Genomic DNA, 21,140 nt, shown 5'->3' with positions numbered 1-21,140 from the left:
TCAGATCCGGCGCCGTTCGACGCCCTAGCCAGTCACCGCCCGCTCTTGGCCTTGGTCCAGGCGCGGGTCAGCGAGCGCTGCACCTTCGGATCCTCGATCGCCGGCACGGTGTAGAGCTTCCCGAGCACCTCGGCCGTCGGGTAGATCGAGGTGTTGTCCTTCACCGAGGCGTCCAGGAACTCCTGGGACTTCAGGTTGCCGTTGGCGTAGGACACGAAGTTCGAGGCCTTGGCCGCCACTTCCGGCTTCAGCATGTAGTTCAGGAAGATGTGCGCCTCTTCCGGGTGCGGGGCGTCGGCCGGGATCGCCATCTCGTCGAACCAGAGCTGCGCGCCCTCCTTCGGGAGCGAATATTCGACGTTGACGCCCTTGCCGGCTTCCGTCGCGCGGGTCTTGGCCTGGAAGATGTCGCCCGAATAGCCGACGGTCACGCAGATTTCCCGTTGGCGAGCGCGTTGATGTATTCCGACGAATGGAACTTGGTGACGTAGGGCTTGAGCTTGGCGAGATGCTCGGCGGCCTTCTCGACGTTCTTCACGTTCGACCAGTCGGGCGACATGCCGAGATAGTTCAGCACCGACGGCATCAGGTCCTCGGGGCTGTCGAGGAACATCACGCCGCAGCCCTTGAGCTTCTTCAGGTTCTCCGGGTCATAGACCAGCGCCCAAGAGTCGAGCGGCGCGTCCGGGAACGCCTTCTTGACCTTGTCGACATTGTAGCCGATGCCGGTCGTGCCCCACATGTAGTTGATCGAATAGGCGTTGTCGGGATCGTATTTGGCGATCCGCTGGTAGATCTCGGGCCAGGCGTTCGACAGGTTCGGCAGCTTCGACTTGTCGAGCTTTTGGAACACGCCGGCCTTGATCTGGCGCGACAGGAAGGTGGCGGAGGGCACCACCACGTCATAGCCGGTCTTGCCGGTGAGAAGCTTGGTCTCGAGGATCTCGTTGCTGTCGAAGACGTCGTACACGACCTTGATGCCGGTCTCGGCCTCGAAGTCCTTGAGGATCTGGTCGTCGATATAGTCCGACCAGTTGTAGACCCGGACCTCCTTTGCCCCGGCCGCCGCCGTTCCGAGGACAAGGCCGACCGCCGCGACGCAGGCGCTCAGGAAACCGTTCTTCGTCATGCGCGAAATCCCTCACGCCCCCGACCCGGCGCGAGGGCGGACGGCCAGAGGCTAACGTCCGCATTTGAAACGCACAACAGCGCGGCAAGCTCATTCCCGCGGCGCCGCAAGCCCAGCGGGCGGGCGCCCCGCGGCGGGCGTCTGGGCCGGCTGCATCGGATTACCGCTTCATCGCCAGGCCGCCGCCTGCGGCCAAAGCTCGCCGGGCGGCCCCGATTGATTTGCCCCTCCGGCTCGGGCAGGCTTATGGCGCGGCCGCACAGGCCGCGCCGGCGGAATTCTCCTTCCGTCCGGGGGGCCGCTTTCGCCAGAACTCTCCCTGACCCGATCCGGGAGCGCCCTCAGCGAGCCTCGCCCGCGTTTCGACGCGCGGCCGGCCGATCGCGACGAAGCCGGCTCGGGTCGGCCGCCAGAACGCCGGCGACGCCCGGCCGAGGGCGGCGCGACGACGACATCGAGCGGAAGACATGAGCAAGAAAAAGCGGGCCGGCCTGCGCGACGCGATCGCCGATCGACGCGGCGCGACCGACGTCGAGGCGGCGCGCGAATGGGTCGACGAGCGCGGCATCGAAGAGCTCGAGTGCCTGATCCCCGACCAGGCGGGCGTCGCGCGCGGCAAGATCATGCCGGCGCAGAAGTTCTTCCAGTCGCCGACCATGAACCTGCCGTCGTCGATCTTCCACCAGACGATCTCGGGCGGCTACGCCGACGAGGACGAGCCGGGCGGCGGCGATCCGACCGACGCCGACGTCGTGCTCGAGCCCGACTGGTCGACGCTCTCGACCGTGCCCTGGGCCAACGACCCGACGGCGCAGATCATCCATGACGCCTATCACCGCGACGGCCGCCCGGTGGAGGTGAGCCCGCGCTCGCTGCTGAAGCGCGTCATCGACCTCTACGGCCACAAGGGCTGGTCGCCGATCATCGCGCCGGAGATCGAGTTCTATCTGGTGAAGCCGAACACCGATCCGGACTACCCGCTCGAGCCCCCGATCGGCCGCTCCGGGCGCCCCGAGACCGGCCGCCAGTCCTACTCGATCTCGGCCGTGAACGAGTTCGACGAGCTGTTCGAGGACATCTACTCGTTCTCCGAAGCCCAGGGGCTCGAGATCGACACGCTGATTCACGAGGAGGGCGCGGCCCAGATGGAGATCAACCTCCGTCACGGCGCCCCGCTCGAGCTCGCCGACCAGGTGTTCCTGTTCAAGCGGACGATCCGCGAGGCCGCGCTCAAGCACAAGATGTACGCGACCTTCATGGCCAAGCCGATCGCGAACCAGCCCGGCTCGGCCATGCACATCCACCAGTCGGTGAGGAACGCCAAGACTGGCGACAACATTTTCTCCGATCCGAACGGCAAGCCCACCAGCGAGTTCTTCGCCTTCCTCGCCGGCACCCAGAAGTACCTGCCGGCCGTGATGTGCGTGCTCGCGCCTTACGTGAACTCCTACCGGCGGCTGACGCGCCAGTCCTCGGCCCCGATCAACGTCCAGTGGGGCTACGACAACCGCACCACCGGCATCCGCGTGCCGCCCTCGGGCGCGGAGGCGCGTCGCGTGGAGAACCGGGTGCCGTCCTCCGACGCCAACCCCTATCTCGCGATCGCGGCGTCGCTGGCCTGCGGCTATCTCGGGATGGTCGAGGGGCTCACCCCCACCGAGCCGATCGACGGTTCGGCGCACGGTCTCGATTACGACCTGCCGCGCGGCCTCCTCGAGGCGGTCTCCGCCTTCGAGAATTGCGAGCCGCTGCAGGACGTCTTCGGCCGCACCTTCACCGCGACCTATGGCGCGATCAAGCGGGCGGAGTTCGAGACCTTCATGCGCGTGATCAGCCCGTGGGAACGAGAGTACCTGCTGCTGAACGTGTGAGGCGGTCGGAACGGGACTGCGTGCTTCGAGACGCGCGCCTTCTGGGCGCGCTCCTCAGCATGAGGAATGTTTGCGGTTCTTGGACTCCACAACGGCCCTCATGCTGAGGAGGCCCGGAGGGCCGTCTCGAAGCACGCACGTCCATCTTCATCCATGCCCCCCATCTTCCGCTTCGCCCCCTCCCCGACAGGCCATCTCCATCTCGGCCACGCCCTTTCAGCGCTCTGCGTCTGGCGCGAGGCGGAGAAGGTCGGCGGAACGGTGCTGCTGCGCATCGAGGACATCGACCCGCAGCGTTCCCGTCCGGAGCACGTCGCGGCGATCTGCGAGGATCTCGACTGGCTCGGCCTCCGCTGGGACGGCGAAATCCGCCGCCAGTCCGAGCATCTCGACGACCATCGCGCGGCGCTGGACCGGCTCGCCGCCGCGGGCCTCGTCTATCCGTGCCGGCTCACCCGGGCCGACATCGCGGCCGCGCTCGCCCGGATCGAACGCGAGACCGGCGCTCCATGGCCGCGCGACCCTGACGGCACCCCGCGCCTTCCGATCCCGGGCGCCGAGCCCAGCCCCGACGAAACGCGGAAGGCGATCCGTCTCGACATGGCGAAAGCCCTCGTCGCGCTTGGCGGCGAAACCCTGACCTGGCGGGAGTCCGGCTGCGGCCCGGCAGGCGAGACCGGCCCCGTCGTCGCCGATCCCTCGCGCTGGGGCGACGTCATCCTCGCGCGCAAGGAGACGCCGACCAGCTACCATCTCGCGGTCGTTGTCGACGACGCCCTCCAGGGCGTCACGCATGTGGTGCGCGGGCAGGACATGTTTTACGCGACCGCCGTTCATCGGTTGCTGCAGCGCCTGATCGGGCTGCCCGAACCGAGCTATCGCCATCACCGCCTCGTGTCCGACGCCGACGGCGCCAAATTAGCGAAGTCGCGCGGCTCTAAGTCGTTGCGCGAGCTCCGGGCCGACGGCTGGTCGAAAGACGACGTCATCGCGGCCGTCGACGCGCTTTTGCGGGTGGATGTCTTGAAATCGTCGGCATAGGGCGATTTCCGTACCCGAGACGTCGTCCATAGGCGTCCAAAGGGGAGGATAAGACGATGTCCGACGCCGAAAGCGCGCGCGCCACCCTCATCCAGGAAACCGCGCGGCGCGCGGGAAGCGTGGCCGACGGCCCGCCCGAGGACTTCGTCGAGGATCTGTTCGGCCGCACCGCGATGGCCGATCTCGCGCCGTTTGCGCCCGCAGGCCTCGCCGCGCTCGCGCAGGGCGCCTGGACGCATCTCTCGGGGGCCCGCGCGCCGGGCGCGCACGACATCCGCCTGTCCGACCATGATTTCGGCGGCGCCGGCGACGTCACCGTGCTCGAGATCGTCAATGACGACATGGCCTATCTGCTCGACAGCGTTCTGGCCGAGCTCGGCGAGCGCGGCCTGTCGGTCCGCCTTGTCGCGCATCCGATCCTGAGCGTTGCGCGCGACGCGGAAGGGCGGCTCTCCCGGTTCGACGGCGACGCCGACCGCGCCGGCTTCGACGCCGGCCCGCGCGAGAGCCTCATCCATCTCCACATCGACAGGCTCGACAGCGCCGAGGAACGGGCCGCGCTGGTCACGGGCCTCGACGAGGTTCTCACCGAGGTTCGTCGCGCCGCCGAGGATCTCCCGGGCATGGTGGCGGCGGTTCGCGACGCGGTCGTCTCCTTCAAGGACAATCCCCCGCCGCTCGCCGTCGAGGAGATCGCCGAGGCGGTTCAGTTCCTCGAATGGCTGACCGACGGCGACTTCATCTTCCTCGGCGCGCGCGACTACGCCCTGAAGGGCGAAGGCGACGACGACTGGCTGGAGCAGATCTCCGACACCGGTCTCGGGGCGCTGCGCGACCCCTCCGCCCGCGTGCTTCGGCGCGGGACCGAGATGGTGATCATCACGCCAGAGATCCGCGCCTTCCTTCACGAGAAGCAGCCGCTGATCGTCACCAAGGCGAGCGTGAAGTCGAAGGTGTTTCGGCGTCTCTACATGGACTATGTCGGCGTGAAGCGCTTCGACGGCGAGGGGCGGCTCGTCGGCGAGCTGCGCATCGTCGGAATGTTCACCGCCGCGGCCTTCACGCGGCCGGTGCGCTCGACCCCGCTCATTCGCCGCAAGGCGGCGCTCGTCACCGAGCGCGCGGGCTTCGATCCGAAGAGCCATTCGGGCAAGGCGCTCGCGACGGTGCTCGAGACCCATCCGCGCGACGAGCTGTTCCAGATCGACGCCGACACGCTGTTCGACACGGTGATGGAGATTCTGGCGCTCTACGAACGACCGCGGGTCAAGGCGCTCACCCGCGCCGACCGCTTCGGCCGCTTCATGTCGGCGCTCGTCTACGTGCCGCGCGAGCGGTACGATTCAGCCGTGCGCTCGCGCATCGGCGAGCATCTGGCGCATCGTTTCGGCGGCCATGTCTCGGCCTATTATCCGAGCTTTCCCGAAGGCCCTCTGGCGCGCGTCCATTTCGTGCTCGGCTTCGACGCCGGCGAGAAGGATCCGGTCGATCCGGATGCGCTCGACGTCGAGCTCGGCGCGTTGGTGCGGAGCTGGGCCGACCAGCTGAGGCTCGCCCTCGCCGAGAGCCGCTCGGGCGGCAAGGCGCGCGGGCTCGCAGGCCTCTACGGCCAGGCCTTCGGCCGGGCCTATGAGGCGCGCATGAGCGCGGCCGACGCCGTGATCGACATCGGTCATATCGAGCGCCTCAGCGGCTCCCGCGCCTTTGGAATCGACTTCTACGACCGACCCGACGAGGCGGAGCTGCGCCTGAAGGTCTTCTCCCACGGCGCGCCGATCGCGCTGTCGCGGCGCGTGCCGATGCTGGAGAACATGGGCTTCCGGGTCATCGACGAGCGCACCTACCGGGTCGACCGGGCGGGCGCCGCCCATGACAGCCGCGTCTTCATCCACGACATGACGCTCGAGCGCGCGAGCGGCGCCAAGGTCGAACTCACCAAGGATCTCGATGATCGGCTGGAGTCGCTTCTGATCGCGGTGCTGAACAGCGAGGCGGAAAGCGACGGCTACAACGCGCTCGCGCTCGAGGCCGGGCTCGGCTGGCGTGACATCGCGCTGGTGCGCGCGCTCTCGCGCTACCTGCGCCAGGCGCGGGTTCCGTATGACCAGGACTACATGTGGGCGACGCTGACCCGCCATGCGGGCCTCGCGGCCAAGCTCGTGGAGCTGTTCTACGCCCGTTTCGACCCGCGCGAAGAGGCGGCGAGGGTGGAGTCGGAAGCCGGCGTCGCGGCCGAGATCGAAGAGGGCCTCCAGGCCGTCGACAGCCTCGACGAGGACACGATCGTCCGCCGCTTCATGAATCTCGTGCGCTCCACGATCCGCACCAACTTCTTCCAGACCAGCCGCGACGGCCGCGTGAAGCAGACCTTCGCGTTCAAGCTGGAGAGCCGGAAGGTCGAAGGACTGCCCGCGCCCAAGCCGCTCTACGAGATCTTCGTCTATTCGCCGCGCGTCGAGGGCGTCCATCTGCGCTTCGGCAAGGTGGCGCGCGGCGGCCTGCGCTGGTCCGATCGCCCGCAGGACTTCCGCACCGAGGTTCTCGGCCTCGTGAAGGCCCAGCAGGTCAAGAACGCGGTCATCGTTCCCGTGGGCTCGAAGGGCGGCTTCGTGCCGAAACATCTTCCGGCCGGGCCCCGCGAGGCTTGGTTCGCGGAAGGCACGGAGGCCTACAAGATCTTCATCAACGCGCTGCTCGACGTCACCGACGACCTGAAGCGCGACGCCGTCGTCCCGCCGCTCGAGGTGGTGCGGCACGACCCGGACGATCCCTATCTCGTCGTGGCCGCCGACAAGGGCACCGCGACCTTCTCCGACACCGCCAACGCGATCTCGGAAGGCCGCAACTTCTGGCTCGGCGACGCCTTCGCGTCCGGCGGATCGGCGGGCTACGACCACAAGGGCATGGGCATCACCGCCCGCGGCGCCTGGGAGGCGGTGAAGCGCCATTTCCGCGAGATGGACGTCGACATCCAGACCACGCCCTTCACGGTGGTGGGCGTCGGCGACATGTCGGGCGACGTGTTCGGCAACGGCATGCTGCTCTCGCCCGCCATCAAGCTGGTGGCGGCCTTCGACCACCGCGACATCTTCCTCGATCCGAACCCGGATCCGGCGTCCTCGTTCGAGGAGCGCGCGCGCGTGTTCGCGCTCGGCCGGTCGAGCTGGGGCGACTATGACAAGTCCAAGATCTCGGCCGGCGGCGGCGTGTTCTCGCGCCAGCTGAAGACCATTCCGCTCTCGCCCGAGATCCGCGCGGCGCTCGGATTCGAGAAGTCGTCCGCCACCCCGCAGGAGGTGATGCGCGCGATCCTGAAGAGCCCGGCCGACCTGCTCTGGTTCGGCGGCATCGGCACCTACATCCGCGCGACGACCGAGAGCGACGAGCAGGCCGGCGACCGCTCGAACGACGCGATCCGCGTCACGGCGACGGAGCTGCGCGTGAAGGTGATCGGCGAGGGCGCCAATCTCGGCGCGACCCAGAAGGGACGCATCGAGGCCGGGCGCCACGGGGTCAAGCTCAACACCGACGCGATCGACAACTCGGCGGGCGTGAACACCTCCGACGTCGAGGTGAACATCAAGATCGCGTTCTCAGGCCCGCTTCGCGACGGCGCGCTTGCGCTCGAGGAGCGCAACGAGATCCTCGCCGCGATGACCGACGAGGTCGCCGAATTGGTGCTCGCCAACAACTACGACCAGACGCTCGCGCTGTCGCTCTCCACCGGCGGCGGCGTCGAGGAGGCGGGGTTCCAGTCGCGCCTGATGCAGACGCTCGAAGGCCGCGGCCTGCTCGACCGAGGCGTCGAGACGCTCCCAGACGACGCAACGCTCGGCGAACGCGCCCGCGCGGGCGATCCGCTGACGCGGCCCGAGGTCGCCGTCATCCTCGCCTGGGCCAAGATCGCGCTGTTCGACGATCTGCTCGAAAGCGGCGTGCCGGACGATCCCTACATGGAGCGCGACCTCGTCTCGTACTTCCCGACGCTGATGCGCGAACGCTTCGCGGGCGAGATCAAGGGCCATCGCCTTCGCCGCGAGATCGTCGCGACCAAGCTCGCCAACGCCATGATCAACCGCGGCGGCGCGGCCCTCGTCACGCGGCTCGCCGATCAGACCGGCGCGAGCGCCGACCGGATCGCGGTCGCCTATGCGGTCGCGCGCGACGCCTTCGAGTTCGACGCGCTGAATGAGGAGATCGACGCGCTCGACACGAAGATCCCGGGCAAGCTGCAGCTGGAGCTCTACGCCGGCGTGCGTGATCTCCTCATCCACCGGATCGTCTGGTTCCTGCGCAACCTCGACTTCTCGGCCGGGATCTCGGCCGCGGTCGAGCGCTTCCGTCCGGGCGTCGCGGCGATCCGCGAGGGCCTCGACGCGGCGCTCGGCGAGGACGTCGCGGCCCGTCGAGCGGCGCGCGCCGAGGAGTTTTCCAAGCACGGCGTGCCCGAAAGCCTCGCCTACAAGATGTCGGCGCTGCTCGCGATGGAGGGCGCCTGCGACGCGGTGCTGATCGGCGAGCGCACCGGCCGCCCGATCGGCGAGGCGGCCGCAACTCTGTTCGCGGTCGCCGACCATTTCGAGCTCAGCAAGGTGATTCAGGCGGCGCTGTCGGTGACGGCGGCCGACCATTACGACCGGATCGCGATGGATCGAGCGCTCGACCAGGTGGGCGTCGCGGCCAGAGCCATGGCGGTGGCGGCCCTCGCCGCCTCGCCGGGCGCGGCCGGCATGGAGGCGGTGACGGCCTGGGCGGACGCCTCGCCCGACGCCGCAAGGGTGCGCCGCGCCGTGCAGGAGATCGCGGGATCAGGTCTCACGCTCGCCCGCCTCTCGGTCGCCGCGAGCCTGCTGGCGGACCTGGCGAGGGAGACGGCCTGACGGGGGCCGGTGGTCTTCGGGACCGCTCTGAGTCATATCCTCGGCCAAGAGAACGCGAAACGCGCCTCCCTGCTCCCCTCCCCCTTGCGGGGAGGGGTCGGGGGTGGGGGTGGCTCCGGAAGAGGCGCAAAGGGTGACGCAGCTCTACGCTGATCTGCAACGATCCATCCTGAGCCACCCCCACCCTAACCCTCCCCACAAGGGGGAGGGGGACTGACATGTCGCCCCTCGGTTGCTGCCGCCGAACCACTGGAAACGACCTGACCCATTGAGCGTAGACGTCATCTCCTTCGGCTGCCGGCTGAACGCCCTAGACGGCGAGAGCGTGCGCGCGCTCGCCGGCCGGGCCGGCCGCGACGTCACGATCGTCAATTCTTGCGCGGTGACGTCCGAAGCCGTGCGGCAGGCCGGGCAGGCGGCGCGGCGCGCGGCGCGTGAACGGCCGGACGCAGAGGTCGTCGTCACCGGATGCGCAGCGCAGATCGAGCCGGCGCGCTTCGCCGCCATGCCGGAGGTGGCGCGCGTCGTCGGAAACGCCGAGAAACTGCGGCCGGAGACGTGGGCGAGAGAAGCGCCGCCTCTTGCTGTGGCGGACGTGTTCGAGGCCCGCGACGTCGCGCCGCCTCCGCCCGAGGCCGACGTGCTGCTGCCGCGGGCCTTCGTGCAGGTCCAGACCGGCTGCGACCACCGCTGCACCTTCTGCGTCATTCCCTTCGGCCGCGGCGCGGCGCGCTCGACGCCAGCGGAGATCGTGGTGGCCGAGATCCGCCGCGTCGTCGAGAAGGGCGCGGCGGAGGCCGTGCTCACGGGCGTCGACGTCACCTCATGGGGCCAGGATCTCCCCGGCGCCCCACGCTTCGGCGATCTCGTGGCTTACGTGCTGCGCGCGGTCCCGGAGCTGAAGCGGCTGCGGCTTTCTTCTCTCGACGCCGTCGAAATCGACGACGCGCTGATGCGGACGCTCGCGGAGGAGGAGCGGCTCGCGCCACATCTGCATCTCTCGCTGCAATCCGGCGACGACATGATCCTGAAGCGCATGAAGCGCCGCCATTCGCGCGCCGACGCCCTTCAATTCGTCGAGGCTGCGCGAAGAGCCCGGCCGGACGTCGCCTTCGGGGCCGACGTGATCGCGGGCTTCCCGACCGAGACCGAGGCGATGTTCGAGAACACCCGGGCGCTGCTCGACGAGGCGGGGATCGCCTACGCGCATGTGTTTCCGTTCTCCGCCCGCCCCGGAACGCCGGCCGCGCGCATGCCGCAGGTCCGCGGCGAGGTGGTGAAGGAGCGGGCCGCGCGCCTGCGCGAGACCGGCGAGGCGCTGCTCGCCCGCCATCTCGACGCCCATGTGGGCCGCACGCTCGAGGTCTTGTCCGAAGGCCGCGGCGTCGGCCGCGCCGCCGACTTCACGCATGTGCGCCTGCCCGTCGACACGCCGAAGGGCGCGACTGTCCACGTCGAGATCTCCGGCCATGACGGGCGGGCGCTCACGACCGGAACTGCGTGCTTCGAGACGCCCGCTGTCGCGGGCTCATCATGAGGAGCGGCGCCGGGATCGAAACGGATATGGACTCTTCCCCGCTCCTCATGCTGAGGAGCGGCCGCGAGGCCGCGTCTCGAAGCAAGCAGTCGGCCGATCCAATTCGAAAGTCCGATGACCGACACGACCGAAACCGGCTGGTTCGCGCGGCTCAAGGCCGGGCTCTCCAAGACGTCGTCGCAGCTCACACGCGGCATCACCGAGCTCTTCACCAAGGAGAAGTTCGACGCCACGACGCTCGACGAACTCGAGGATCTGCTGATCCAGGCCGATCTCGGCCTCGCCACGGCCGAGCGGGTGGTCGAGGCGGTGGGCCGGGCGCGCCACACGAAGGCGCTCGACGGCGAGAGCGTCCGCCAGATCGTGGCCCAGGAGGTCGCCAAGGCGCTGGAGCCTGTGGCGCGGCCGTTCGATCCGCCGGAAAGCGCCCGTCCCGCGGTGCTGCTCGTCGTCGGGGTCAACGGCGCCGGCAAGACCACGACGATCGGCAAGATCGCCGAGACGTTCCGGACGGCCGGCCTCAAGATCGTGCTCGCGGCGGGCGACACGTTCCGCGCGGCGGCGGTGGAGCAGCTTGGCGTCTGGGCGCAGCGTTCGGGCGCGATTTTCGTCGCCAAGGAGACCGGCGCCGACGCCGCCGCGCTCGTCTATGAGGCCTGGCAGAAGGCCAAGGCCGAGGACGCCGACCTCTTGATCGTCGACACCGCCGGACGGCTGCAGAACAAGGCCGGGCTGATGGCCGAGCTCGAGAAGATCGTGCGGGTGCTGAAGAAGCTCGACCCGGAGGCGCCGCACGACAGCGTGCTGGTGCTCGACGCGACCACCGGCCAGAACGCGATCGGTCAGGTGGAGGCCTTTGGCAAGGTCGCGGGGATCACCGGCCTCGTGATGACCAAGCTCGACGGCACCGCGCGCGGCGGCATTCTGGTGGCGGTGGCCGAGCGCTTCAAGCTGCCGGTGCACTTCATCGGCGTCGGCGAGGGGCTCGACGACCTCGAGCCGTTCGACCCGGACGCCTTCGCGCGGGCGATCGTTGGATTGCCGAGGGAGTAGCGGCCTTCTTGTCCCGGACTTGATCCGGGACCCAGAGCCGAGACGGTTCAAAAGGCGGCCGCGACCGTCGCATTTTTCTCAGAAGCCGCGACGGTTCTGGGTCCCGGATCAAGTCCGCGACAAGGGCCTTGCCAGCCTCGGCAGCGCAGCCGCAGCCCCCAGCCCGATGGCGGCCGCAAGCCCAAAACACCAGACGAAGCCCAGCCGGTCGCCGAACATGCCGACGAGCTGCCAGCCGATTAGGCTCACCAGCCCGTCGCCGCACTGGAACAGCGTGAAGTCGACGCCCGCCTGGTCGAGCGAGGCGCGGCCCATGAGCTCCGCATAGAGCGCCACGAAGCCGAACGCCATGACGCCGGAATTCAGCACGGTCAGGGCGCCGAGCCCATAGACCGACTTCCAGGCGAGCGCCGCCGCGAGCGCGAAGCCCGCCGTGGCGGCGACCTGCGCCAGCAGCGAGGCCATCATGACGGGAGCCGCGCCGTAGCGGCGCGTCGCCCAGCCGCCGAGCAGCGCGGCGAGCACGCCGAAGGCGGTGCCCATGAAACCGTTGAAGAGCCCGATGGTGGTGAGGCTCAAGCCCGCGTCGACCAGGAAGGGGCTGATCAGCACCATGGCCCACTTCTGGCCGAGCACGTAGAGCCCGACGAGCGCGATGCCGCGCCGCACCTCCGGCCGCTTCAGCGCCGCGCCGAGCGAGGGCCGGTCGGCGCCGGCCCTGTGCGGTTGAAGCGGGCTGCGGCCGAGCAGGAACGGCAGGCCGAGCGCCGCCAGCACCCCCGCCATCACGAGGGTCGCGTCGCGCCAGCCGACGTAGTCGATGAGGATGAGGAAGGCGCCGCCGCCGATCGCGGAGCCGAGATAGGCGCCGGCGACCTGCGCGGCGTTGCCCCAGCCGCGGTGCCTTTCGGCGAGGCTTTCGACCGCATAGCCGTCGCAGGCGATGTCGACGGTGGCCGAGGCGAACGCGCCGATCACGAGCGCCGTCGTCACTGCGCCGAGCATGGTGGGGCCGGTGAACGCGGCGGCGACGAGCGAGGCGACGCCGACCGCGCCGATGGCCCCGACGACGAGCCGAGACCGGTTGCCGCCCGAAGCCGGAAGGCGGATCCGCTCGATCCAGGGCGCCCAGAGAAATTTGAACGACCAGGGCAGAACGGTGAGCAGGATGAAGGCGATGTCGTTGAGCGACGCTCCCGTCTGGCGCAGCACGGCGGGCAGGCCCTGGAACGTGACGCCGCCGATGACCGACTGCGCCACATAGAGCCCGCCGACCCCGACGATGACGGCGGCGGGCGAGGGCAGGCGGGCGTCCCGCCCCGCCTCTGCGCCGTCTTCGGTCGTAGCCGCCGGATGGCTCACCAGCGGTACCGCACGCTCGCGATGACCTGACGGCCCTGGTCGAAGTAGCAGTAGTCCGACGAGCAGAACTGCTTGCGGTCGTCCAGCAGGTTTGTGGCGTTGACCTGAAGCTTGAGACCCTTGAGGTCGGCGCTCAGATTCTCGAGCTCGTAGCTCGCCTTGGCGTCGATGAAGGCGCGCCCGTCGTTCTTGATCTGGGAGCGATTGGTGTTGTCGCCATAGCTCGCGCCTTCGTAGCGCACGCCCGCGCCGAGCCCCAGGCCCTTGAGCGGGCCGGACTTGGCGTCATAGCCCGCCCAGACCTTGAAGGAATGGCGGGGGATCGCGGTGATCTGCTTGCCGTCGAGGCTGGCCGGCTTGGAAATCTCCGTGTCGATATAACTGTAGGCCGCCTGCAGCGTGATCCCGTTCTGCATGGCGCCGGTCGCGTCGAGCTCGAAGCCGCGGTTGCGGAAGTCGAGCTGGGTCTGCTGGTTCAGCCCGCTGACGACCGCGTAGACCACGCCGTCCTTCTGCTTGAGGTTGAACACCGAAGCGGTGATCAGCGAGTTGGTGCCGGGATGGGCGTATTTCACGCCGGCTTCGACCTGCTCGCCGACGGTCGGCTTGGTGACGCTGCCGTTGATCACAGTGCCGGGGTTCGGCACGAACGAGGTGCCGTAGGCCGCGAACGGCGTCAGGCCGAAGTCGGTCACGTAGCTGACGCCGACGCGGCCGGTGAACTTGCCGCCGTCCTGCTTCTGCAGCTCGATCGTGTCGCGCGGCGTGGTCGTGGTGGTCTTCGACAGGAAGTCGCTGTCGAACCAGTCGTAGCGTCCGCCGAAGGTGAGCCGCCAACGGTCGATCTCGACCTCGTCCTGGCCGTAGACGCCGAACAGCTTCTGGGTCTGATGGTAGTAGGCCGGGAACGCGCCCGCGTCGTCGTAGTCGGGCTTCGAGATGTCGTTGGGGTCGGTGAAGGTCCCGAACGCCTGCTTTTCGGTGTATTTCAGATAGCTGTAGTCGAAGCCCGTCAGGATCTTGTGACGGGCCGGTCCGGTCTCGACCTTGGTGAGCAGATAAGTGTCGGCGGCGACGCCCTGGACGTCGTCGACCAGCAGGCCGGTGTCGCGCAGCGTGAGGTTGAGATCGGGGACCGGCTGGGTGCCGTTGTATTCCTGCCGGGTCGAGAGCGCGGAGTAGCGCACGTTCTGGTGCAGCGTGACGAACTCGTTGAACTGGTGCTCGAACTCGTAGCCGATCCGGCCCTGCTTCTGGCGGAAGTCGTTGAAGTCGTCGGAGGCGAGCGGCGTGCGGATCGCGCCGCGCGTGACGAAATTGGCGTCGTAGTCGTTCTGATAGGCCGCCGAGCCGCCGGTCGTGGCGTCCATATATTCGCCGAGCAGCGTGATCTTGGTCGCGTCGGTCGGCTCGAAGGTCAGAGCCGGCGCGATGAAGGCGCGGTTGTCCTTGACGGCGTCGAGCTCGGTCCCGGCGTTGCGTCCGAGGCCCGTGAGGCGGAACATCACCGAGCCGTCGGCGTTCACCGGGCCGCCGAAGTCGAACGCGCCCTGCACGCGGTTGAACGAGCCGGTCTGCGCCTCGACCTCGGCGAACTTGTAGTCGGTCGGACGCTTCGAGATCAGGTCGACGACGCCGGCCGACGAGCTCGCGCCGTAGATCGCCGAAGCCGGGCCCTTGAGGATCGAGATCTGCTCGAGGCCATAGGGTTCCAGGCGGAACAGGCCGTTCGGCGCGTTGAACTGGCGGAGGCCGTCGCGGAAGATGCCGGTGTAGGTGACGTCGACGCCGCGGATGAAGAAGCTGTCATAGCGCGGGTCGAAGCCGAACGCCCCGACCTTGACGCCGGGCGTGTAGGCGAGCGCTTCCTGGAGGTTCTGGGGCTGGCGGTCCTCCAACTGCTTTTGGGTGATCGAATTGATCACCACCGGCGCCTCGAGGATCGGCGTGTCGGTCTTGGTGCCGCTGCGCGTGGTCTTCGCCACGTAGCCGTCGCTTGTGGCGACGCCCGGAGCGCCGTCGATCGTCGGCGCCCCGCCGCCGCCCGGTCCGGTCGCCTGACCCTGGTTCTGGCCCTGGACCGTGATCTCCTCAAGCTGCGTGCCGCCGGCGGCCTGCGCATGCGCGGCTCCCGCCGACAGCGCGGCGATGGAAACGGATGCAGTCAGCGCGAGTAGAGTGCGATACGCCACGGAAAGGCCCCCGATGAAGACATCGTTCGGCCTTACTGACGCGCCTGACGGCGCGCAATCAGAGATACAATAGCTTACACGACCCAGAGTTTAGAATTTGATCTAAACCAATTCCAGATAAGCTGATTTTCTTGATCAGGCCTCGTGACCTCTGTCCGACGGCCGCAACCCCAGACGGAAAACAGGCGATTGCGGCCGCCGTCGCGGCAAATGATCTTGTCGAAGCGTGTTGCCTTCCGGCCACGAAGCCGTGAGCGGTCCGCCGAAATCAGCGGCGTCAGTCCGGCAGGCCGAAGGCGATCACCGCCCCGCCCTGTCGGAAGCCCCAGATCTGGCTGCCGCCGGCCGCCACCGCGACGAAGTCCTTGCCCCCGGCCTTGTAGGCGATCGGCGGCGCGTTCACGCCCGCGCCGGCGTTGAAGCTCCAGAGCTTGGCGCCGTCTTTGGCGTCGAAAGCCGAAAAGTCGCCGCCGCCCTCGCCGCTGAACACCAGGCCGCCGGCTGTGGCCAGAACGCCGCCGATCAGGGGTTCGGGAGTCTTGGTCTGCCAGAGCAGGCGGCCGCCGGCCTTGAGGTCGATCGCCGTAAGCAGGCCGTAAGTCCCGGACGTCACGGGCTCGATGTTGAAGTAGCGCACTTCCGGCTTGCCGCCTTCGGCCGGAAGGGTGCTCGCGCGGTAGACCGCGGGCCAGTGCATCGCCGCGACATAGGCGACGCCGGCCGCCGGATCGACGGAGGCCGGCGACCAGTTGACCCCGCCCGCCACTCCCGGGGCGATCGTGATCCCCTCCGGCGTCGGCGCGCGGAACATGTTCTGCTGCGGCGAGAAGGGCTCGGATTTGTAGAGCAGCCGCCCGGTCTCGCGCTCGTGCACGAAGTACCAGCCGAGCTTCGAGGCCTGGCCGACGGCCGCGATCTTCCGGCCGTCCACCTCGACGTCGAACAGGCTCGGCGGGCTCGCGACGTCGTAGCCCCAGAGGTCGTGCGGCGTCTGCTGGAACGCCCAGCGCAGCTTTCCGGTCTTGGCGTCCACGGCGACGAGCGAGGAGGTGTGGAGATTGTCGCCCGGGCGGCTCTCTCCGGCCGACTGCGGCGAGGGGTTTCCGACGCCGAAGAACAGCAGGCCGCGCTCGGGGTCGTAAGCGGGCGCATGCCAGATCGAGCCGCCGCCATATTTCCAGGCGTCCTTGTGTTCCGCCGCAGCGGCCTTCTCGGCCGCCACGTCGCGGTGGAGCGGGACGCCATAAGCGGTCGCCTCCGAATAGGAGCCCTCCCAGTCCGGGACCGTGACGTCGAACTTCCAGACCGGCTCGCCGGTCCTGGCGTCGAACGCAGCCATGAAGCCGGGGCGCCCGTAGCGGCCCGCGACCCCGATCACCGCGCCGAGCGGCGCGCCCGGCCGCGGCGCGTCGAGATGGAGCCCGTAGCCGACGCCGGTGATGCCGGAGACCACGAGCCCGTCATAGACGAGCGGCGCGGCGTTGGCGCCGACGCCAGTCGCGCCCGAGACCTCGCCTTTGAGCGCGGGATCAGCGTTCCCGAGCGTCGCGCGGTCCTCGCCGCGCGCCTCCTCGTCGGCGGCGTCGGTGAGCGGGCGGTCCCACACCACCTTGCCGGTCGCCTGGTCGAGCGCGACGAGGCGCGTCGACGGTCGCGACGAACACCTTGCCGTAGCCGAGCGAGGCTCCCCGGTTCGCCGGCCCGCAGCACAGCTTCTTGGCCTTGGACTTGTGCTCGTAGCGCCAGAGCTCGCGCCCGGTCGCGGCGTCGACCGCCATCACGTGGGAGAACGGCGCGGTCAGATACATCACCCCGTCGGCGACGACGGGCGACGTCTGGAACGTCGCGGCGTATCCGGTCTGGTAGATCCATTTCGGCGCGAGGCGCTTCACGCTGGTCCGGTCGATGGACGAAATCGGCGAGAAGCGGCGGCCGCCATAGTCACGCCCCGGCAGCAGCCAGTCGGCCGCGTCGCCGTCGGCGGCCTTGAGCCGCGCATCGTCGACCGGCCCGGCTCGAAGCGGGGCTGCTCCCGCAACAGCGGCGAGAAGCGCCAGGCAGGCGGCGAAGCGAAGACGCGTCATCGGCGAGACCTCGGGCGGACGCCGTTTCTGTTGTCGAGCCGTGGCGTCTCGGCGGCGATCTAGCGCCCGAACCGGCCTTCGCCGCAATGGCTCAAAAGGCCGAAACCGCGGAAACAGAGGGCGGCGGGATAGAGTGAAGCAGTGTCATGATTAGCACGCGAACATGCCGCGCTTCGTCTTCAACTCACTTTCATGTGAAGGGCAATATTCTGCAAAAAGCAGAGATCAGTAATCTAAGGATTTAATAATAATGTTGCATATCAGCATCTTAGCTTAGGTATCGTATTTCGCCACACTCACGGCGGATTGATGGCGAACCCGGCGTCGCTGTACAGATTGTGAAGGTTCGCCATGCACCAACGAGTCGCGTGGCGTCGGGGGATTATCGAAATGACGTCACGCATGCGTGTCGCGCTGCTCGCCTCGGCGAGCGCATTTGCGCTGGGTTCCGTCGCGGCCAGAGCGCAGGACGCCGGCACGACGGCGCTTGAGGGGATCGAGGTCATCGGCACGACGCCGATCGGCGGCGACGGCATCGACCGCGACAAGATCCCGGCCAACGTCGTGACCGTCGACGGCGCGGAGCTCCGCGCCAACGGCAACCTGACGCCGCAGGAAGGCCTCCAGCGGCAGGTGCCGAGCCTCAACGTCAGCGACGTCACGGGCAACCCGTTCAACAAGGAAATCCAGTTCCGCGGCTACCAGTCGGGCGGTCTCGTCGGCGTTCCTCAGGGTCTGGCCGTCTATCAGAACGGCGTGCGCGTCAACGAAAGCTTCGGCGACACGGTCAACTACGACTTCATCCCGCAGGTCGCGATCGACCGCACCGACATCTGGACCAACAACCCGGTGTTCGGCCTCAACGCGCTGGGCGGCGCGCTGAGCTTCCAGACCAAGAACGGCTTTACGTTCCAGGGCGTCGAGCTCGAGAGCCAGATCGGCTCCTTCGGCCGCTACCAGGGTTCGGCGCAATGGGGCACGCAGGTCGGCCCCTGGGCGGCCTATATCGCGCTCGAAGGCGCCCGGGACGGCGGCTGGCGCGACTATTCCGAGTCGAAGCTCCGCCGCTTCTTCGGCGACATCGGCTACAAGACCGACTCCGCCGAGATCCACCTCAACGCCACCTACGCCAAGAACAGCCTCGGAGTGGTCGGCCCGACCCCCTTCGAGCTTCTCGAGCAGCGCCGCCGCAACGTCTACACCGGCGACCAGGTGAACGAGAACGAGATGGGCATGCTGAACCTCTCGGGGAAGTTCGAGCTGCCGAAAACTGGTCGCTCGAGGCCAACGCCTACTATCGCAAGTACAAGCGCGACGGCGTCGACGGCAACGACACCGAGGCGAGGCCCTGCCCGGGCGAGCCGCAGTTCATGTGCCTCGTCGAAGACGACGATGACGACGACAACAACAACAACAACAACAACAACAACAACAACAACAACAACAATAACAACGACATCGATCCCCGCCGTTATCTCCGCGATCCGGACACCGGCAAGCGCGTCCGTAACCCGGGCTTCCCGGCCAACGACGACGCTTTCGGTCCTGGCTCGACGCCGGGCTCGATCGAGCGCTCGCGCACCCGCACCGACGCCGCCGGCGCCACGCTGCAGGCCTCCAACGAGTCCGAGTTCTTCGGCCGCAAGAACCACTTCGTGGTCGGCGCGACCTACGATTACGGCAAGACGGACTTCAAGGGGTGGAGCGAGCTCTGCGTCATCCCGGCGAACCTGCAGTGCATCGGCACCGGCCAGGAATACTACACGACGATACCGGGCGGCATCATTCCGGTCGATGTGGTGGGCAAGAACCAGTACTTCGGCCTGTACGCCTCCGACACGCTCGATCTGACCGACAGGCTGTCGGTGACGGCCGGCGCGCGCTTCAACTTCGCCCGCATCGAGCTTGAGGATCGCCGCACGATCTTCCCGCTCAAGAAGAACGGCAACCGCGCCGACAAGAGCCTCGACGGCACCCATGACTTCTCGCGCGTGAACCCGATGGTCGGCATGACCTACAAGTTCACCTCCGAGATCACCGGCTTCGCCTCCTACGCCGAGACGAACCGCGCGCCGACGCCGCTCGAGCTCGCCTGCGCCGACGAGAACGTGCCGTGCCCGCTTGAAGCCACGCTCGTGTCCGATCCGCCTCTGAAGCAGGTCATCACGCGCACCGCCGAAGCCGGCTTCCGCGGCCGCCACAGCGTGTTCGACGGCGTGTTCGCCTGGAGCGTCTCGGCCTATCGCGGCGAGAACACCAACGACATCTTCCAGGTGGCGAGCCAGAACATCACCGGCCGCGGCTTCTTCGTCGACGCCGGCAAGACCCGCCGCCAGGGCGTCGAGCTCGCGGCGCAGTACTACGCCGACAAGTGGGCGATCTACGCCAACTACTCCTACATCGACGCGACGTTCCGGAAGGACATCACGCTCAACTCCAACAGCCCGGCGGCCGGGCCGCGGGGCCTGCAGGTCAAGAAGGGCGACAAGCTGACCGGCATCCCGGACCACCAGTTCAAGGCGGGCGCGTCGTACCGCGTCACTCCGGAATGGACGGTCGGCGCCGACGTCATCATCAACAGCGCGCAATACATCGTGGGCGACGAGAACAACCGGTTCCCGAAGCTCGACGGCTATGCGGTGGTGGACGTCAACACCTCGTACCAGATCACCCGGGAGCTCAAGCTGTTCGGCGGGATCAAGAACCTGTTCGACAAGAAGTACGAGACCTCGGCGACCTTCTTCGAGACCGACGACATCGGCTTCCTGAACCTGTCGGATCCGCGCTCGCTCACCCCGGCCCGCCCGATCACCTTCTATGCGGGGCTGAACTACCGGTTCAACCCGCCGCCGCCGGTCGAGCCGCTGGTCACCAAATACTGAGCCATCAAGTCCTGAGCCGTTCCTCCAAGCGGCCTCTGCGAGCGGCCGGTCCTTCGGGACCGGCCGTTTTCGCTTGAGGCGTCAGGAGACCTCGATCGCGGCCGCAAGCGCCGGGGAGGCGCGCTCGATCGGCGGCAGAGCCGTGGCGCGAAGCTCGGTCCGGGCGAATTCGGCGAGCCGCGCAGGGAGCCGCCCAAGCGAGCGCGCCAACGCCACCAGCGTGATCCGCCGCGTCGCCTGCGGCCCCGGTGTCGGGGCGAAGCCGATCCGGGAGAGATCGACACCGGACTCATAGGCGCAAAGCGGCGTCGTCAGCGCGAAGCCTCCGCCGGCCGCGACGGTCGCGGCGACGCCGTAGGGCGTGTCGAATTCGAGACCGCGCGGAAGCTCGACGCCGAGCCGCCGCAGGTGCCGGTCGATCTCGACCCCCGTCGAGGAGCGGGCGCTGTAGCGCACGAAGGTGAGCTCGCGCGCGAGCGTCATGAGCTCGGCGGTCGAGCGCGGCGCGACGACCCCGAGCGGCAGCGACAGCACGTAGGTCTCGCCCGCGATCGGCCAGCGTTCGACCCCGTCGAGATCGCCCAGATCATCCGCGCCGATCATCACCTCGAGATTGCGGGTCACCAGCGCGCCGGCGTGGGCCGCGGTGAGCCCGGAGCGGATCGACACCTCCTCGGCGCGGCCGCGAAGATGCTCGGCGAGCGGCGCCGACAGCGCGCGCGACAGCGAGTCGACGAGGCCGATGCGCACCAGCGGTAGCCGTCCGCGGGCGATCTCGCTGAGGCCCGGCGCGATCTGCCGGGCTTCCGAGACGAGCGCGCTCGCCCGTTGGCGCAGCAGCGCGCCGGCCGGCGTCAGCGCGAGCGGGCGCACCGAGCGGTCGAACAGCGCGGCTCCAAGCCGGGCCTCGAGATCGGCGACCGCGCTCGAGATCGCGGGCTGGGTCAGCCCGAGGCGGCGGGCGGCGGCGGCCATCCCGCCCTCCTCGCAGGCCGCGAGGAAGATGGTGAGGGCGCGCAGGTCGAAGGGCAGGTCGTCGGGTCGGGAGGGCATGCTCGGTCCGTGAACGACGGCCGTCATGCGGGCGCGGCGACCGCGACGCGCCCGCA

Annotated in this window: 11 protein-coding genes and 2 pseudogenes; 7 read left to right on the top strand and 6 right to left on the bottom strand. The window is 68.5% G+C overall.

Features of this window, described 5'->3' with window-relative positions:
- Positions 1-32: 32 nt before the first annotated feature.
- Positions 33-1,129 (bottom strand): annotated as a pseudogene (locus K6K41_RS14390) (polyamine ABC transporter substrate-binding protein).
- A 467-nt stretch (positions 1,130-1,596) separates the two neighbouring features.
- Between K6K41_RS14390 and K6K41_RS14385 the strand changes: the two are divergent.
- The 5 genes from K6K41_RS14385 to ftsY all read left to right on the top strand — a co-directional run bounded on the left by K6K41_RS14385 (position 1,597) and on the right by ftsY (position 11,511).
- Complete coding sequence (locus K6K41_RS14385; protein WP_261405590.1) at positions 1,597-3,000, top strand: glutamine synthetase family protein; 1,404 nt, start codon at positions 1,597-1,599, stop codon at positions 2,998-3,000.
- Between the two features lie 153 nt (positions 3,001-3,153).
- Complete coding sequence (gene gluQRS / locus K6K41_RS14380; protein ID WP_261405589.1) at positions 3,154-4,041, top strand: tRNA glutamyl-Q(34) synthetase GluQRS; 888 nt, start codon at positions 3,154-3,156, stop codon at positions 4,039-4,041.
- Positions 4,042-4,097: 56 nt separating this feature from the next.
- Positions 4,098-8,921, top strand: coding sequence for an NAD-glutamate dehydrogenase (locus tag K6K41_RS14375; protein WP_261405588.1), 4,824 nt, complete (start codon positions 4,098-4,100; stop codon positions 8,919-8,921).
- 268 nt (positions 8,922-9,189) lie between these two features.
- Entirely contained in the window at positions 9,190-10,458 is a 1,269-nt protein-coding gene (gene mtaB / locus K6K41_RS14370) for a tRNA (N(6)-L-threonylcarbamoyladenosine(37)-C(2))-methylthiotransferase MtaB (RefSeq protein ID WP_261405587.1), read from the top strand.
- A 114-nt stretch (positions 10,459-10,572) separates the two neighbouring features.
- Positions 10,573-11,511, top strand: a complete 939-nt coding sequence (gene ftsY, locus K6K41_RS14365; RefSeq protein WP_315855198.1) for a signal recognition particle-docking protein FtsY — start codon at positions 10,573-10,575, stop codon at positions 11,509-11,511.
- 108 nt (positions 11,512-11,619) lie between these two features.
- On the opposite strand, the gene K6K41_RS14360 is transcribed toward ftsY, so the two are convergent.
- The 4 genes from K6K41_RS14360 to K6K41_RS14345 all read right to left on the bottom strand — a co-directional run bounded on the left by K6K41_RS14360 (position 11,620) and on the right by K6K41_RS14345 (position 17,149).
- A complete protein-coding gene (locus K6K41_RS14360; protein WP_261405586.1) occupies positions 11,620-12,873 on the bottom strand; it encodes an MFS transporter in 1,254 nt (417 codons plus the stop codon).
- Positions 12,870-15,065 (bottom strand): TonB-dependent siderophore receptor, encoded by a 2,196-nt coding sequence (locus K6K41_RS14355; RefSeq protein WP_261405585.1) that lies wholly within the window; start codon positions 15,063-15,065, stop codon positions 12,870-12,872. Before K6K41_RS14355 ends, K6K41_RS14360 begins: the two co-directional genes overlap by 4 nt.
- Positions 15,066-15,342: 277 nt before the next feature.
- Positions 15,343-16,674 carry an outer membrane protein assembly factor BamB family protein gene (locus K6K41_RS14350; RefSeq protein ID WP_261405584.1) on the bottom strand — a complete coding sequence of 444 codons (1,332 nt, stop codon included), beginning with the start codon at positions 16,672-16,674 and terminating at the stop codon, positions 15,343-15,345.
- The gene (locus K6K41_RS14345; protein WP_261405583.1) at positions 16,595-17,149 is read right to left on the bottom strand and encodes a PQQ-binding-like beta-propeller repeat protein; all 555 of its coding nucleotides are present in this window, start codon (positions 17,147-17,149) and stop codon (positions 16,595-16,597) included. Before K6K41_RS14345 ends, K6K41_RS14350 begins: the two co-directional genes overlap by 80 nt.
- Before the next feature lie 351 nt (positions 17,150-17,500).
- Here K6K41_RS14345 and K6K41_RS14340 point away from each other — a divergent pair.
- Together K6K41_RS14340 and K6K41_RS14335 are read left to right on the top strand one after the other, a co-directional pair.
- A pseudogene (locus tag K6K41_RS14340) lies at positions 17,501-17,968 on the top strand (TonB-dependent receptor plug domain-containing protein); the annotation flags it as partial.
- Between the two features lie 551 nt (positions 17,969-18,519).
- Positions 18,520-20,031 (top strand): TonB-dependent receptor, encoded by a 1,512-nt coding sequence (locus tag K6K41_RS14335; protein ID WP_261405582.1) that lies wholly within the window; start codon positions 18,520-18,522, stop codon positions 20,029-20,031.
- Between the two features lie 81 nt (positions 20,032-20,112).
- Here the strand turns inward: K6K41_RS14335 and K6K41_RS14330 are convergent, their stop codons facing one another.
- Positions 20,113-21,084: a LysR family transcriptional regulator gene (locus tag K6K41_RS14330; RefSeq protein WP_261405581.1), complete on the bottom strand. Its 972-nt coding sequence runs from the start codon at positions 21,082-21,084 to the stop codon at positions 20,113-20,115.
- Positions 21,085-21,140 lie beyond the last annotated feature (56 nt).

Source organism: Chenggangzhangella methanolivorans (assembly GCF_019797865.1).
Classification (GTDB): Bacteria; Pseudomonadota; Alphaproteobacteria; order Rhizobiales; family Methylopilaceae; genus Methylopila; species Methylopila methanolivorans.
The sequence above is the reverse complement of the archived record's forward strand: the minus strand, read 5'-3'. Positions and strand labels throughout refer to the sequence as shown.

What these genes read in the sequence shown, in the direction of transcription:
- K6K41_RS14385 (WP_261405590.1), top strand. Translation starts at nt 1,597, where the DNA reads ATGAGCAAGAAAAAGCGGGCCGGCCTGCGCGACGCGATCGCCGATCGA.
- gluQRS (WP_261405589.1), top strand. Translation starts at nt 3,154, where the DNA reads ATGCCCCCCATCTTCCGCTTCGCCCCCTCCCCGACAGGCCATCTCCAT.
- K6K41_RS14375 (WP_261405588.1), top strand. Translation starts at nt 4,098, where the DNA reads ATGTCCGACGCCGAAAGCGCGCGCGCCACCCTCATCCAGGAAACCGCG.
- ftsY (WP_315855198.1), top strand. Translation starts at nt 10,573, where the DNA reads ATGACCGACACGACCGAAACCGGCTGGTTCGCGCGGCTCAAGGCCGGG.
- K6K41_RS14345 (WP_261405583.1), bottom strand. Translation starts at nt 17,149, where the DNA reads ATGACGCGTCTTCGCTTCGCCGCCTGCCTGGCGCTTCTCGCCGCTGTT.
- K6K41_RS14335 (WP_261405582.1), top strand. Translation starts at nt 18,520, where the DNA reads ATGTGCCTCGTCGAAGACGACGATGACGACGACAACAACAACAACAAC.
- K6K41_RS14330 (WP_261405581.1), bottom strand. Translation starts at nt 21,084, where the DNA reads ATGCCCTCCCGACCCGACGACCTGCCCTTCGACCTGCGCGCCCTCACC.